Source organism: Methanomassiliicoccales archaeon, from assembly GCA_026394395.1.
GTDB lineage: Archaea > Thermoplasmatota > Thermoplasmata > Methanomassiliicoccales > UBA472 > UBA472.
In genome coordinates this window covers 161,065-175,151 of the sequence record JAPKYK010000004.1, presented here as the reverse complement: position 1 = coordinate 175,151, position 14,087 = coordinate 161,065, and the positions used below count along the sequence as shown (strand labels likewise).

General features: G+C 61.2%; 16 protein-coding genes. 11 read left to right on the top strand and 5 right to left on the bottom strand.

The genetic code is table 11. The features are described 5' to 3' along the window. Positions 1-26: 26 nt before the first annotated feature. Positions 27-1,235, bottom strand: coding sequence for an MBL fold metallo-hydrolase (locus NT131_06910; protein MCX6651368.1), 1,209 nt, complete (start codon positions 1,233-1,235; stop codon positions 27-29). Positions 1,236-1,446: 211 nt separating this feature from the next. On the opposite strand from NT131_06910, the gene NT131_06905 reads away from it, so the two are divergent. The 4 genes from NT131_06905 (at position 1,447) to pcn (ending at position 3,977) form a co-directional block, all read left to right on the top strand. Next, a complete protein-coding gene (locus tag NT131_06905; protein ID MCX6651367.1) occupies positions 1,447-1,803 on the top strand; it encodes a hypothetical protein in 357 nt (118 codons plus the stop codon). Between the two features lie 90 nt (positions 1,804-1,893). Beyond that, a complete protein-coding gene (locus NT131_06900; GenBank protein ID MCX6651366.1) occupies positions 1,894-2,814 on the top strand; it encodes a hypothetical protein in 921 nt (306 codons plus the stop codon). A 55-nt stretch (positions 2,815-2,869) separates the two neighbouring features. Further along, positions 2,870-3,175 (top strand): transcription factor S, encoded by a 306-nt coding sequence (locus tag NT131_06895; GenBank protein MCX6651365.1) that lies wholly within the window; start codon positions 2,870-2,872, stop codon positions 3,173-3,175. 64 nt (positions 3,176-3,239) lie between these two features. Next, positions 3,240-3,977 carry a proliferating cell nuclear antigen (pcna) gene (pcn, locus tag NT131_06890; GenBank protein ID MCX6651364.1) on the top strand — a complete coding sequence of 246 codons (738 nt, stop codon included), beginning with the start codon at positions 3,240-3,242 and terminating at the stop codon, positions 3,975-3,977. Here pcn and NT131_06885 read toward each other — a convergent pair. Further along, positions 3,974-4,744 (bottom strand): HD domain-containing protein, encoded by a 771-nt coding sequence (locus NT131_06885; GenBank protein ID MCX6651363.1) that lies wholly within the window; start codon positions 4,742-4,744, stop codon positions 3,974-3,976. The genes pcn and NT131_06885 overlap by 4 nt on opposite strands. A 136-nt stretch (positions 4,745-4,880) precedes the next feature. Here NT131_06885 and NT131_06880 point away from each other — a divergent pair, with 136 nt between their 5' ends. The 5 genes from NT131_06880 to NT131_06860 all read left to right on the top strand — a co-directional run bounded on the left by NT131_06880 (position 4,881) and on the right by NT131_06860 (position 9,546). Continuing rightward, a complete protein-coding gene (locus tag NT131_06880; protein ID MCX6651362.1) occupies positions 4,881-5,717 on the top strand; it encodes a transketolase in 837 nt (278 codons plus the stop codon). Next, complete coding sequence (locus NT131_06875; protein ID MCX6651361.1) at positions 5,714-6,658, top strand: transketolase family protein; 945 nt, start codon at positions 5,714-5,716, stop codon at positions 6,656-6,658. Before NT131_06880 ends, NT131_06875 begins: the two co-directional genes overlap by 4 nt. Next, positions 6,655-7,305 (top strand): fructose-6-phosphate aldolase, encoded by a 651-nt coding sequence (fsa, locus tag NT131_06870; protein MCX6651360.1) that lies wholly within the window; start codon positions 6,655-6,657, stop codon positions 7,303-7,305. Before NT131_06875 ends, fsa begins: the two co-directional genes overlap by 4 nt. Before the next feature lie 74 nt (positions 7,306-7,379). Further along, positions 7,380-8,540 (top strand): NAD(P)/FAD-dependent oxidoreductase, encoded by a 1,161-nt coding sequence (locus tag NT131_06865; GenBank protein ID MCX6651359.1) that lies wholly within the window; start codon positions 7,380-7,382, stop codon positions 8,538-8,540. 1 nt (position 8,541) lies between these two features. After that, positions 8,542-9,546 (top strand): class I SAM-dependent methyltransferase family protein, encoded by a 1,005-nt coding sequence (locus NT131_06860; protein ID MCX6651358.1) that lies wholly within the window; start codon positions 8,542-8,544, stop codon positions 9,544-9,546. Here the strand turns inward: NT131_06860 and NT131_06855 are convergent. Next, the gene (locus NT131_06855) at positions 9,533-11,035 is read right to left on the bottom strand and encodes a hypothetical protein (protein MCX6651357.1); all 1,503 of its coding nucleotides are present in this window, start codon (positions 11,033-11,035) and stop codon (positions 9,533-9,535) included. The two genes, NT131_06860 and NT131_06855, sit on opposite strands and share 14 nt — an antisense overlap. Positions 11,036-11,131: 96 nt before the next feature. Here NT131_06855 and NT131_06850 point away from each other — a divergent pair, with 96 nt between their 5' ends. Continuing rightward, positions 11,132-11,839 (top strand): DUF835 domain-containing protein, encoded by a 708-nt coding sequence (locus NT131_06850; protein ID MCX6651356.1) that lies wholly within the window; start codon positions 11,132-11,134, stop codon positions 11,837-11,839. On the opposite strand, the gene albA is transcribed toward NT131_06850, so the two are convergent. Next, the gene (albA, locus tag NT131_06845; protein MCX6651355.1) at positions 11,836-12,111 is read right to left on the bottom strand and encodes a DNA-binding protein Alba; all 276 of its coding nucleotides are present in this window, start codon (positions 12,109-12,111) and stop codon (positions 11,836-11,838) included. The genes NT131_06850 and albA overlap by 4 nt on opposite strands. Before the next feature lie 72 nt (positions 12,112-12,183). Then, entirely contained in the window at positions 12,184-13,422 is a 1,239-nt protein-coding gene (locus tag NT131_06840) for a Glu/Leu/Phe/Val dehydrogenase (protein MCX6651354.1), read from the bottom strand. 117 nt (positions 13,423-13,539) lie between these two features. Between NT131_06840 and NT131_06835 the strand changes: the two genes are divergently transcribed. After that, positions 13,540-14,085, top strand: coding sequence for a hypothetical protein (locus NT131_06835; GenBank protein ID MCX6651353.1), 546 nt, complete (start codon positions 13,540-13,542; stop codon positions 14,083-14,085). Positions 14,086-14,087 lie beyond the last annotated feature (2 nt).

Genomic DNA, 14,087 nt, shown 5'->3' with positions numbered 1-14,087 from the left:
CCCCTGAGCGCATATCAACCCTGTCGTCAGAGCTCGAAGGTGTCCCCGCACATGGGCATGAGCACCTCGTAATCGCCTTCGAGGTCCTGGGCCAGCTCTTCGCGGTTGTCGGAGTGCATGAGCACCACCTTCTCCGGCTGGCAGCCCTTGATGAACTTCAGCAGTTCGTCGTGGTCGGCGTGCGCCGAAAGGTCGAAGGTCATGACCTCGCAGTTGATCTTGAGGGTCTCGTTGGCCGTCTCCACCATGCCCTTGTCCAGCAGCATGCGTCCGTTGGATTGTTCGGCCTGGTACCCCACCAGCATGACCGCGCTCTTGGCGTTGTCCTTCTGGTCGGCCAGGTAGTGCAGGACCGGCCCGCCGTCCAGCATTCCGCTGGTGGTGATGATGACCTGCCCCTTCCGGGCCTTGTCCCTGGCCGACGACGTACGCACCGGGTTGAACTTGCGCTTGGCCGCCTTGAACGACCTGATGTCCTTGAGAAAATCGGGATGGTCGGTGTAGAAGCCGTTCACCGTCTTGCCCATGCCGTCCACCCACATGTCGTAGGGCTGGTCCTTCAGGATGAGCATTACCTCCTGCATGCGCCCCACGGCGAAGCAGGGTATGATGGCCGTGCCACCGCGCTCCACGACCTCGCGCACCTTCTGCACCAGCAGGGCCTCGCTCTTCAGCCGCGGGGGATGGTTCCTTCCGGCGTAGGTGGCCTCGATGATCAGGTTGTCGCACTTGACCGGCTTGGCGCCGTAGGTCAGGCGGGTGTTCTCGGTGTGTATGTCACCGGTGAAGAGCGTGGTCGAATCGCCCTTTATCTCGTACATCTGCGCCCCGGGTATGTGTCCGGCGGAGTGCGCCAGTACTTCCAGGCCTGCGATGGAGCGGGTCTCGCCTATTTCGAAGGACTGGTAGTTCTGCCACACGTGCTTGACGTCCGGTTCCTTGTAGGGGAAATCAGTGTACCCTTCGGCCTTGGCGATCTTCATGGAGTCGAAGAACAGCAGCGACGCAATGTCCATGGTGAGATCATTGCAGTACACGCTGCAGTCCTTATTATGCACTAGTAAGGGCACTGCTCCACTGTGGTCCAGATGGGAGTGGGTTATGAACACACCTTCCACGTCCGCGGCGGGCATCATAGGGAACTGGGGCATCTCCTTCTTCACCAGACGCATCCCATACTCGAACATTATGTTGGTGCCCTGGTTCTCCACGAGCAAGCCCAGCTTGCCTACCATCTCGGAGCCGCCTAAAAACTTCATTTTCATTTCTTTCTACCTCTTGGATCGTGATTTTTTTATATTGAATGTGGCCGTCCTGTGGGACGTTCCCATTTATTTGTTCACGCTACTCCACATGCATATATACTACTTTTGGTGCGTCCCAGCCACCTGAGGGGCGGCAGGAACGAAGAAAATCGTTTTATACGGGACCGTGAGATTCTTTACCATGGGCGAGTTCGCCACCGTCTTCGATGTGAGGATATCTCGGAAACATGATAAGATATGGATCAGCTCCGCCTTCCGCGTCCAGCTGATCAAGATGGGTTTGGAGAAGGCCGGTTCTGTTAACGAACTGGGCCGGAGGCTGGGGTACCGTTCCCGGGTGCATCCTGGCTGGGGCGTGGTGCAGATAATGCAGGGCAAGCAGGCCTTCCCCCTGCTGCGGCTGAGACTGCTGTCCGAGTTCCTTGAATATCCTCTCGATGATATCCTGCAGCATGCCACCCAGCCATCTCGTGTGACCCCGGAGAGCACCAGGAGCGCCCTGGTGATGTTCGGTCTCAGCGGCTACGTCCCAAGATGATACTGGCATTCCGCCCTTCCGGAAAAAGAGATTTATAGTATCCTTGCCATAATGTAATTGTCGGACACCTGTCCGACCGAAGGGGATGGGATGGTATTCAGGCGTAGCGCCGATGCGGACGATGATATAACCAACACGCTCATCGACCACGGGGTATACCGCCTGTCCGAGGTCTACGAGGACGAGGAAATAAAGAAGTTCCAGGACCTCAAGGTGCCCTATTCCTTCTGGAGCGCGGTGAAGTACACCTTTGTCCTGACGGTCCTACTTTGGTGGCTGCCGGTCTTCGGCCAGATGATAGCGGGATTCGTCGGCGGGCGACGGGCGGGAAAGCCCTGGAAGGGCGTGCTTGCGGCGCTGTTGCCCCTCGGCATAATATTCGTAATCACCTCCTTGGTGGATAACGGCATAGTGCCCACGGTCATCATGGGCGTGGAATGGACCCCCTCGGCCATCCTGGTGTGGCTGGAAGGGGCCGTGCCCCTGATCTCCCCGTACATCGCCTTCGTGAAGATGTACATGATCTCCTTCATCGACACCATCCAGATAGCTACCAATGTCCGTGTGGACGTCTACATAATCACCGCGGCCTTCGCCTACATCGGCGGTATACTCGCCGAGCAGGCCCGGCTGGAGATGAACTTCGTGGCCCGCCACGGCGGGAACTCTATGACCGTGATGGTGGGCGGCGATCAGAAGCGGCCGGCGGAGGAGCAGGAGGAAGAGCCGCAGCGCCCGGTCAAGGGCGGCCGGCCGGTCTCGACCAAGGCGGCCAAGTCTACCAGGGCCGGGCAGAAGGTCATCCGTTTCTCCGACCTGCAGGACATGACCACCGCCAGGGACCAGGACTACGAGGAGGAGTACGCCGAGAAGGGAGAGCAGTGGTACGAGGAGGGCGAGGCCTCGGACGAAGAGGAGGTCTCTGACAACATGTCCGGGCTCGCCAAGCGCTCCGGAAAGCGCGGCGACAAGGGCAAGAACCTGAAGCCAGGCGATTGGAAGTTCGTTTGAGTCACCCGAATACGTTTTTATACGTCTAAATTTTGTGGGACATCGGCGAGAATTGATGTTCTGTCCAAAATGCAAAAGCATTATGAAGCCCGAGAAGGGCTCTTTCAAATGCAGGAACCCGGCGTGCAATTGCGAGGTGACCAAGAACGGGGAGCCTGTTTGTTTCACTACCAGCGGCAAGGAAAAGGAGATGACCGTCATCGACGGCAACGCCCCCACCCTGCCCCGGACCAGGATAGAATGCCCCAAGTGCCACAACATGGAGGCCTTCTGGGTGCTAAGGCAGACCCGGGCTGCGGATGAGCCGGAGACCAAGATCTACCGCTGCGTCTCCTGCAGCCATTCCTGGCGCGAGTACTGAGTCAGTCTTCGCGTGCGGAAAAGTTATAATTAGAGCATAACTTTACTGTGTGGAAGGGGACCAAATGTTTCAGGCCAAGTTAAGATCCGAAACCCTCAAGGGGGTCGTGGACGTCGTTTCCACGCTCATAGATGAGGCCAAGTTCAAGATAAGCGAGAATGGCATAGTTCTGAAAGCGGTCGACCCGGCCCATGTGGCCATGATCGACCTGTTCCTGGGCAAGGAGGCCTTCGAACAGTTCTCCGCCAGCGAGATCGACCTGGGACTGGACCTGGACAAGCTGAGGGAGGTCATACGCCTATCAAAGTCCGGGGACATCATCGAGATGCGTCAGGACGAGGAGCGCGGCCGCCTCATAATCATGGTGGGCAACATCACTCGCCGCATGAACCTGGTCAGCACCGAGGGCATGAGCGACCCCAAGGTCCCCAACCTGACCCTGCCGGCACGCGTGACCGTGGCCGTGGACGAGCTGCAGCGCGGCATCAAGGCCGCCGAGAGCATCTCCGATCACGTAGCACTATTGGTCAACACCGACGGCTTCGAGATGATATCCGAGGGCGACACCGACTCGGTCAGCCTGAAATTGCCCAAGGCCCTGCTGGTCGACCTGCAGTGCTCCGAGAGCATCCGATCCCTGTTCCCCATGGACTACTTCTCCAATATGATCAAGGCCATACCCAGCGGCACCAACGTCAACATAAACCTGGGCAACGACCTGCCGGTCAAGCTGGAGTTCGACATCTCCGCCGGAAAGGGCGGAGTGAAGTACCTGCTGGCGCCCAGGATCGAGAACGATTAGAGGCGCAGCCCCTTCACTATCCGGTTTTCCGCCTCCGGCACCCGGACCTCCACGTTGATGAGGTCCTGCAGGCCGGAGAGGGCTATCTTTTCCTTCAACAGCTCGTCTATCTGGAAGATCCCCGCCGAGTTGTTCATGTTGATCTCGATGAGAATGGGGCGCTCCTTTCCCTTGGTCACCTTGACCTTATCGATGGCCAAAGCGCTCACGGAATGGATGTTCACGCTACCGCTGGCGAACGGTATGCGCGCCCTTCCCTTTTCCATGTCCAGGGCGTCGGCCACGCGGACCACGCCGCCTTCGATGGTGTAGGGGACGAAGCCCTCGTGGTGCGAGATCATGGCGTGCTGCGCCTCGGCCACCATGTAAGTCAGCGTGGGCTCCTGGTACAGGTCCTTCAGCAGCCGGTGCATGATGGGACCGGAGAGCATGATGGAGAACTCGTCGTGGTTCTCCCGGTGCACCGAGAGCCCGATGTCGTGCAGGGCCGAGGCCAGGACGACCACCACCTCCGCGTCCTCCATGCTCAGGGCGTAGTCCTTCACCACCCCCGGCTGGTGCCCGTCCTCCACCAGGAGACGGAGCATCTTGAGGGCGTTGCGGGCTACGATGCGCACGTGGGTGGAGCCGTGGTCGCTGAACCCCAAGCGGTCGATGGCGTTGATGTTGGAGACCTTCCACAATGCCTTGAGCTCCTCGTCGGCGTTGATGCGCTCCAGCATCTTGACCAGGCGGGGATTGTCCTGTACCGGGACCTCGAAAGCCATGGTCCATCGATGAGATTGCCATTAGATTACACTTTTTACTGCGGCGGCGACCTCGATTCTGGGGGGGGGGGGTGGAAAATATTTTTAAGTGGTGGCAGGATAATGGGGACACCCCCATCCTTTCAGGTGCTTTGCTTTGAACCAACTTAACGAAAAGACCGTCCAGCGGCTGGAGCAGAAAGCCGTATTGCTGCGCCGCCAGGTCATCAAGATGATATACGCTGCGGGTTCTGGCCATCCCGGCGGGTCCTTATCCTCCGCCGACATCGTGACCGCCCTGTTCTTTGAGGTCATGGACCATTCGCCGAAGCGCTTCAAGTCCGCGGACCGCGACCATTTCATATTATCCAAGGGGCACGCCGCCCCCATATACTACGCCGCCCTGGCCGAGAGCGGTTACTTTCCCACGGACGAGCTCATGACCTTGCGCAAGCTGCACTCTCGCCTGCAGGGGCACCCCTCGCGGGTGAAGACCCCCGGCGTGGAGATGTCCACCGGGTCTCTCGGACAAGGATTGAGCGTGGCCAACGGTCTGGCCCTGGCCCTGCGGTTGAAGGGACTGGACCGCAAGGTCTACTGCCTTTGCGGCGACGGGGAGATGGCCGAGGGGCAGGTCTGGGAGGCGGCCATGTTCGCCGCGCACAATCACCTGGATAACGTGATCTGCATCGTCGACCGCAACGGGCTGCAGATCGACGGCCGGACGGAGGACGTCATGGCCCTCGAACCCCTGGGCGACAAATGGAAGGCCTTCGGTTGGCACGTGCTGCACATGGACGGCAACGATATGTGGCAGGTGCTGGACACGTTCGAGGAGACCAAGAAGCACCGCGGAACGCCGACGGTCATCATCGCCAAGACCGTCAAGGGCAAGGGCGTCTCCTTCATGGAGAACAACGTAGGCTTCCACGGCAAGGCACCGAACGAGAAGGAGTATGAGCAGGCCATGCGGGAACTGGGGGGATCGGCATGAGCTGGGCCATGGAATCACAGCGCAAGAACTACGGCAAGGCGCTGGTCGAACTGGGCAAGGTCCGCGAGGACGTGGTGGTCCTGGACGCCGATCTTTCCGGTTCCACCCGCACCGTGGAGTTCGCCAAGGCGTACCCGAAGCGCTTCTTCAACTGCGGCATCGCCGAGCAGAACATGATGGGCACCGCCGCCGGTCTGGCCGTGGGAGGCATGACCGTCTTCGCCTCCACCTTCGCCGTCTTCGCTACGGGACGCGCGTACGACCAAATCAGGCAGTCCATTGCCTACCCCGACCTGAACGTCAAGATCGTGGCGTCGCACGCCGGCATCACCGTGGGGGGCGACGGGGCCTCGCATCAGACCATGGAGGACATCGCTCTTATGAACGCCATCCCCAACATGACCGTGGTGGTCCCGGCCGACGGGCCGGAGACCTATAAGGCCGTCATGGCCATCGCCGAGAGGCGCGGCCCGGCCTACCTGCGCATGGGTCGCAGCGACATACCTATCATAACCTCGAATGCTGACAAGTTCCAGATCGGCAAGGCCTCGGTGATGCGCGACGGGACGGACGTGGCCCTGGTGGGCACTGGCCAGATGGTCGCATCGTGCCTTCTGGCAGCCGAATCACTGAAGGCCAAGGGCGTATCCGCCCGGGTCATCAACCTCAGCACCATCAAACCTCTGGACGTCCATACCCTGGTCAAGGCGGCCAAGGACTGCGGGGCTGTGGTCACCGCCGAGGAGCATAACATCGTGTCCGGCGTCGGCACCCTGGTCGCCGCCGCCCTGGCGGAAGCGTACCCGGTACCAATGGAAAGGGTCGCGATGCAGGACGTGTTCGGACAGTCGGGCGAGAGCGAGGAGCTCATGCGCGAGTATGGGCTGAGCGACAAGGAGGTCGCCGCCGCGGCAATCAAGGTCATGGAGAGGAAAAAATGAAGATATTCATCGACACCGCCAACATAGAACAGATCAAGGAGGTCAACTCCTGGGGCATATTGGATGGCGTAACGACCAATCCCAGCTTGATCGCCAAGGAGAAGAAGGACTTCGCCACCATCGTCAACGAGATCTGCGAGGTGGTCGACGGACCGATAAGCGTGGAGGTCATCAGCCTCAAGTCGCAGGAGATGTACGAAGAGGGCATGAAACTGGCCGCGGTCAATGACAACATCGTGATCAAGGTGCCCATGACCGAGGAGGGCCTGAAGGCCACCAACATGCTGTCCAAGGAGGGCGTGTCCGTGAACATGACTCTCATCTTCTCGGCCAATCAAGCGTTGCTGGCGGCCAAGGCGGGCGCCCGCTACGTCTCGCCCTTCGTGGGAAGGCTGGACGATGTAGGGCAGGACGGCATGGACCTCGTCTCGGAGATCATGGACATCCTGGACAACTACGATTTCGACACCGAGGTCATCGTGGCCAGCGTGCGCGACCCCATCCACGTGACCGAGGCGGCGCGCATGGGCGCCCACATCGCCACCATCCCCTTCGACGTGCTCAAGAAGATGTTCAAGCACCCCCTGACGGACATCGGCATCGAGCGCTTCCTGAAGGACTGGGAGAAGGTCAAGAGCGGCAAGTAGACGCTTTTTCCAAACCACTTCCGTTGTTTTTTCGTTCGAAAGATTTGATATACGCCGCCCCTCTACGAACCTCGATGCGCTGCGACGTGCTGGTCGTCGGCGGCGGCCCGGTGGGCTGCACTGCCGCCTCCGTTCTGGCCCCCGCCCTCGATACGGTGGTGGTGGAGGAGCATCCCTGCATAGGCGAGCCGGTGCAGTGCGCCGGCCTGGTGACACCCAGGGTCGTGGACCTGGCCTCGGCCTGGGACACTGTGATCAATCGCATCGACGGCGCCTATGTGCATTTCCCCGGAGGAAGGACGCTTATCCTTCAGGGCAGCGAGGTCAAGGCCGTGGTGGTGCGCCGGGGCGACTTTGACCGCCGCTGCGCCTTCCTGGCCGAGAAGACAGGGGCGCGGGTGCTGACCTCCAAGCGCTGCTTGTCCGTTCGCAGGGACGCCGACGGGCTGGTCGCCGATATAGAGGAGGGTGAGGAGGTCCGTTGCCGTGCGCTCGTCGCTGCCGACGGATACCGGTCCAAGGTGGCCAAGCAGCTCGGTCTAGGCGAACCCAGGGACCTATTGCGGGGCATCGAAGCGGACCTCCGTGTGAGGATGGAGGACCAGGGCAAGGTGAATGTTTACTTGGGTAGGGACGTGGCCCCGGGCTTCTTCGCCTGGGCCATCCCCTGCGGTGACCTGACCCGGGTGGGACTGTGTGTCACCCCGGGGGGCGGGACCCCGCAGTCCTACCTCGAAAGGCTGCTGGAGAGACAGGGATGGGCCGGAGCGGTAAGGGAGCGCACCTATTCCGGAGCCATCCCCCTGGGCCATCTGGAAAGGACGTACGCCGAGCGGGTACTGCTGGCCGGCGACGCCGCGGGGATGACCAAGCCGCTCAGCGGCGGCGGTCTTTACACTGGCATGACCGCAGGGCGGATGGCCGCCGAGACGCTCATCGAGGCCTTCCGCCAGGACGACCTGTCTGCCCAGAATTTGTCCAGTTACGAAGAGAGGTGGAAGGGGGAGTTCGGCAGCGAGCTGCGGAACTCGTTCCGGGTGCGCCGGGTGTTCGTCAAGATGACCGACCGGGACTTCGACAAGGCCGGAAGCAAGTTCGACCGGGAAAAGGTGCGCGGGGTCCTGGCCACCGGGGACATCGACTTTCCCACCGCACTAGCACGGCCGTTGCTGAAGAAAGCCCCCTCGCTCCTGTCCTTGTCCCCGATGCTGATCCTGCGCCTGATGAGGCGGTGAGATGAGAGCGATAGAGGTCCCCAAGCGGGAGGCCGACGGGGTCAAGGACCACCTGAACCGTCTGCGGTCCCTCGACCTCAACTGGAAACCGGGTAGGAAAGGGGACATGGTGCTGCTCCCTTTGCAGGACGAGAACCCCTTCCCGCAATATCCGGTGGTGGACGTTGAGCTGGAGGCCCAGGACCGCCACCGGCCGCCCCAGGAGCGCATCGCCGAACGACTGGACCTGCCACCGGCTCTTAAAGCGCTGCTGCCGGAGAGATATGAGAGGCTGGGGCACGTGCTGATCATCCAGCTCCCGGAGGAGCTGCTCCCTTACACGCGGGAGGTGGCCAAGGCCTACGCCACGGTCCTCAAGGCCAGGACCGTGCTGCTGGAGAAGGGGATAATCAAGGGCGTGGAGCGGCGGCCGGACGTGGAGCTGGTCTATGGGAAGGAGACGGAGACCACGCATCTGGAGTCCGGGATCCTGTACCGGTTGGACCCCAGCAAGGTCATGTTCTCCTCCGGCAACTTCGATGAGAAGCAGCGGATGGGGAGGCTGGACTGTCGCGGCGAGACGGTGGTGGACATGTTCGCCGGCATAGGCTACTTCACCTTACCCATAGCGGTGAAGGCCAGGGCAGACCGGGTCATCGCCTGCGAGATAAATCCCGTGGCCGCGGACTACCTGCGCACCAACGCCCGCTTGAACGGGGTGGAGGAGCGCATCACCGTATTCGATGGGGACAACCGGGACCTTCCCGGGGAGCGCCTCGCCGACCGGGTGGTGATGGGCTACGTCAACGTCACCTGGCAGTTCCTGCCCAAGGCCTTCTCCCTGGTCAAGAAGGGCGGCATCATCCATTACCAGGACACCTGTTCGATAGACCGCATCCCCCAAGGCCTCTTGGAGAACCTGAAGGAAGGTTGCGGCGGAAGGCCCTTCGAGGTGCTGGGGGTGAGGGAGGTCAAAGCGTACGCCCCGTCCATCTCCCACATGGTGGTGGACGTCAGGGTGCTCTGACGGCCGATTCGCCCGAACCGCTGTCCCTCAGGAGCAGGACGAGCGACTGGTGATATTCCTCGCCGCAGCCTTCGACCATGACCTTGGCGTGCGTGGTGAGGTGCTCCCCATGGTCCCTCTCCTCGTTGCTGAACTGCCATTTGCGGGACTGCCCTTCGCCCACGGCGTTCAGGAAGGCGTAGCATACCGCCCGCAGGAGATGCTCCTTGGCCGTGCGCTCCACCAGCCGCAGCATGGCCGGGGTCCCTTCGGTCTTGTAGGCCTTGGCCAGAGTATCGGCCAGTTGCCCCACCGCTCCCAGTCCGGCGTAGGCCGGCAGGGTGCAGAGGGCCTCCCTCTCCTTCACCAGTCGCTGCGCCTCGGAGAGCATCTGCCCGGGGGTGAGCTCCTTCTGGCCCCATATCCGATCGGCGGTCAGCTCGTCCGATACCGCTATCAGCATGGCCCGACCGTGCGACTCCCACATCTCGCTGATGACCTTTCCGGACTGGTTCTGGTCGGAGACGATGGGTGCGCCACTGGCGATCACGGCCTGCAGCGCCTTGCGCTCCATGTCGCTCCCCTTGAGCGCGTTCAGGAACGCTTCGCCGTCCTTTCCGAAACATTCCTGGCCTATAACGTAGATGGTTCCGCGAGAGCGCATCCTCTCGCTTTTCGCCTGCACGTGCGCGGCGATGAGCCCGGCATCGTCCAGGTCGCCCTGCAGGTACCTCTCGATCAACGCCTTGGGAGTGGCGAACTCCCCCTGGCATTCCGGACGTCCGCCGACGTACGAATGGTCCACGCTGACCTTCAGGTCGTCGTAGGGGTCGGGGGCGGCCATCCGGGCCACGATGTGCTGGGCGGTGTTCATGTCCCCGGCACATTCCGCGCATACCCGCAGCGTCTTGTTGGCCGAGGTCCAGTGTATGAGCACCGCCGGCCGTCCGCTGTGCCCGCAGTTGCCCTCGATGACGCGATAGGGCAGATTGTCCAGTATCTCTTTTACGTAATCCTCCGGAGCCTTGGGACCGGAGAACGAACAGGACAGCCCCTTCTCCGTGGAATAGATATGCATCTTCCCCTCGCGAGCCATGTCCAGGTAGGCCAGCAGCCGGAGGTCCGGATCGTCGAAATGCTGCAGGGCGATCTGCTTTTCCCGGTCCACCTTCCCTCGTAATGCGAATGAGACCGTACCCCCCGGTAGGTTGGCTATGGTCAGGTAGGGCAGCTTGCCCGAGGCGGAAATGGAAATCGCTGCGGCGTAGGCGCGAACGAATTGATCGCCCTTGCCAGCTAGCTTGATGAGCCGTACCGGATCGTCCTTGTACCGCAGGACCTTGTTCAGCCTCTTGTTCAGCTTGGCGAAGGGGTCCTTGCGCACCTCCTCCAGGAGGCGGGGGACGACCAGAGAGGGGTCATCGGCCAGCCTTTTAGACGTGGCCAGCATTTCCTTCTCCATGTTCTTGGGGGTCGTTTTGATGCCGCGGAAGCGGGCCCTGCGAGGCATGAGCCCTCATTCAATCCCCTCCCATAAAATCATTTGCCGAGGTTGCCTCGATAATTATTTCACCGACGCCAATCATATGCTTCACAGAGGGATGGGTTGAGCAAGGATTATGCCGACGGGTACCTGAAGGGCTACGAGGATGGCCTCAGGGAAGCTCTGGACGAGCTGCTCAGCATGACCTGTCGCCGGAACTACAACGCCACGGAGATCCAGCTGCTGGCCAAGAACCAGAAGAACGGCATCCCCAAAAAGCTGGCCCAGCGACGCAAGCAGATACAACGGGAACTGGGCGTGGATCTGGACCAGAAGGAGGAGGGGAAACCGACACCCCGTGGGGAGGCCGGGCCGGGAAAGACGGTGCTGCTCAAGGGGGAGGCCAACGCCGAGGCCCTCGAGGCCTTCCGCGACCTGGTCCGGGAGGGCTGGGACGGGCTGTGCATTTCCCGCACGTGCCCTAAGGACGTGCGTCAGTACGTCGGTAAAGAATGCTCCGTGCTGTGGCTGACCAAGGCCGACCCGCAGGCCGGGGACCTGGACCGTGAGGAGTACCTGCAGCCCACGGAGACGGCCAAGATGCAGACCAGCATACGGAACTTCCTGGCCAAGAACAAGGGCAAACCGTCCGTCATCCTCTTGGACGGGATGACCTACATCGTCACCAACACCGACTTCCGTTCCTTCCTGAAGATCGCCCAGAAGCTGAAGGACGACGTCTTCCAGGCCCAGTCCTTGCTGCTTCTGCCCTACGAGCCCAGCAACATGGCGGAGAACGAGGTCAGCCTGCTCATCAACGAGATGTCCTAACCCTTCTGCAATGATATCTCGATGGAGGAGACGTTCAGCGGTTTACTGTCCTGGCCGGGCAGCACCTCGGTGTTTATCTCGATCCTTTCCAGTTTGGCGTTCTTCACATACCGGTCCTTGACGATCAGTGCGACGTCCACCGCCTTGCTGATGTTCTTGCCCCGGGCCTTGATGATTATCGGTACTTCCCCGCCGTTAAGCTTGGATACCGTGACCAGCACGTAGTTCATGGTCGGCTTCTGGCCTATGTAGATCAATTGGCCTTCGCTCATCTAGTCCTCTGAACTAATTTAATTTAATGATACTATATATTAAACTATGCCGGTGATTATTAAAAATTATAATCAAGGGCGCGCCATGGAACTGGCCACGTTCTTCAGGGCGATCATGTTGGCCGCGGTGCGCATGTCCACCGCCTTCTCCCTGGCCATCGACGATACGTCGCGGTAGGCCATGGTCATCATGATCGACAGGCGCGACCGGACCTCCTCGATGCTGCAGAACTTCTGTTGACGGTCCTGATGCCACTCAAAGTAGCTGACGGTCACGCCGCCGGCGTTGGCCAGTATGTCGGGCAGGACCGGTATCCGGCGTTCGAAGAGAATCACGTCCGCGGCGGGGGTGGTGGGCCCGTTGGCCCCCTCGACGACCATGCGGGCCTGCAAGGCCTCGGCCTCCTGGCGGTCGATGGCGTTCTCCATGGCCGCCGGCACCAGCATGTCGCACTCCAACCGAAGGAGCTCGGCGTTGCTGACGTCCCTGGCGCCCGGGAAACCCTGGAGGGAGCCGGTGCGGTCCTTGTGCTCGCGCACCTTCAGGGGGTCCAGGCCCTCTTCGGCGAATATCCCTCCGCGGGAGTCGCTGAGGGCCACGATGCGGCATTCGCGTTCCTGGTGGAGCAGCCGGGCGGTGTTCCAGCCCACGTTCCCGAAGCCCTGCACCGCCACCCTGGCACCCTTCATGCGGATGCCGTGCTCCTCCGCTCCGGCGGTGGCCACCTCCATGATCCCGCGCGAGGTGGCCTCCTCCCTCCCCTGGGAGCCGCCCAGCTCCAAGGGCTTGCCGGTGACCACGGCTCCGGAGCGGTCCCCGGTCAGCTTCGCGTAGGCGTCCAGGACCCAGGACATGACCTGGGCGTCGGTGCCTACGTCCGGCGCGGGGATGTCCCTGTTCGGGCCGATGATAGGGAATATCTCCATCGTGTATCTCCTGGTCAGCCGTTCCAGTTCCCCCTGACTGAGCGCTTTGGGGTCGCAGGCCACGCCGCCCTTGGCCCCGCCGAACGGCACCTGGACCACGGCGCACTTCCAGGTCATCCACATGGCCAGGGCCTTGACCTCGTCCAGGGTGACCCCGGGATGGTAGCGTATGCCGCCCTTCGCCGGCCCCCTGGCCGTGCTGTGCTGCACGCGGTATCCGCTGAACATACGTTCCTTTCCGTCGTCCATGCGCACCGGGAAGTTGCATTCTAGCACCAGCTGCGGTTTTTTTAGCCTTTCGACCATGAACTGGTCCATGTCCAGCATGGCGCCCACCTTCTCCACGTGCTTCACCGCGTTCAGGTAAAGGGACGTTCCGGTCATCGCTGGTCACTATGGATGCAGCTGCAATTTAACACCATCGCATCAGGGAAAAAATAGTAATGGCTGAGGACAATAGAGTGAATGGGGCAAGATGCCGGTCCCGAGGTGATTCATACCATGTCAGAAGTGGACGTTTCGATGACGAGGGAGGAGATGGAGAGCATGTCCAAGGAGGCCATCACCATCTGGTGGTCCACAGTCATCAAGGCCGTGGTCTCGAGCAGCAGCTCCGAGGAGATGAAGAAGATCTTGCACCATTTCCTAACTTCGGCGGTCAAGGAGATGGTGAGCACCTATGGCTCGAAACGCACCATGGAGCTCATGGGACCAGTGATGAAGCAGGGCGGCAAGAAGGCGGCCGTGCGCGCGCTGGAGGAGCATGAGATCGTGGACCGGGACGGCATCGCCATCTCCTCGCTCATCGACCTGTGGGAGGGGGCGCTGGGCGTGCGCGGCACCATCGTGGAAAAGAGCGAGATATCCGTGGTCAAGGTGGCCAAGGAGTGCCCCTTCGCCAACCAGCCTCCGGAGCTGTGCGCCTTGTTCGGCCGCTTCGTGGACGGCTTCTGCGAGGTCATAAACCCGGATTACGGATGGTGCCAGACCCATAAGATGTCCGTCGGGGACAAGGAGTGCCGCTGGGTCTGCAAGAAAGAGAGATGAGG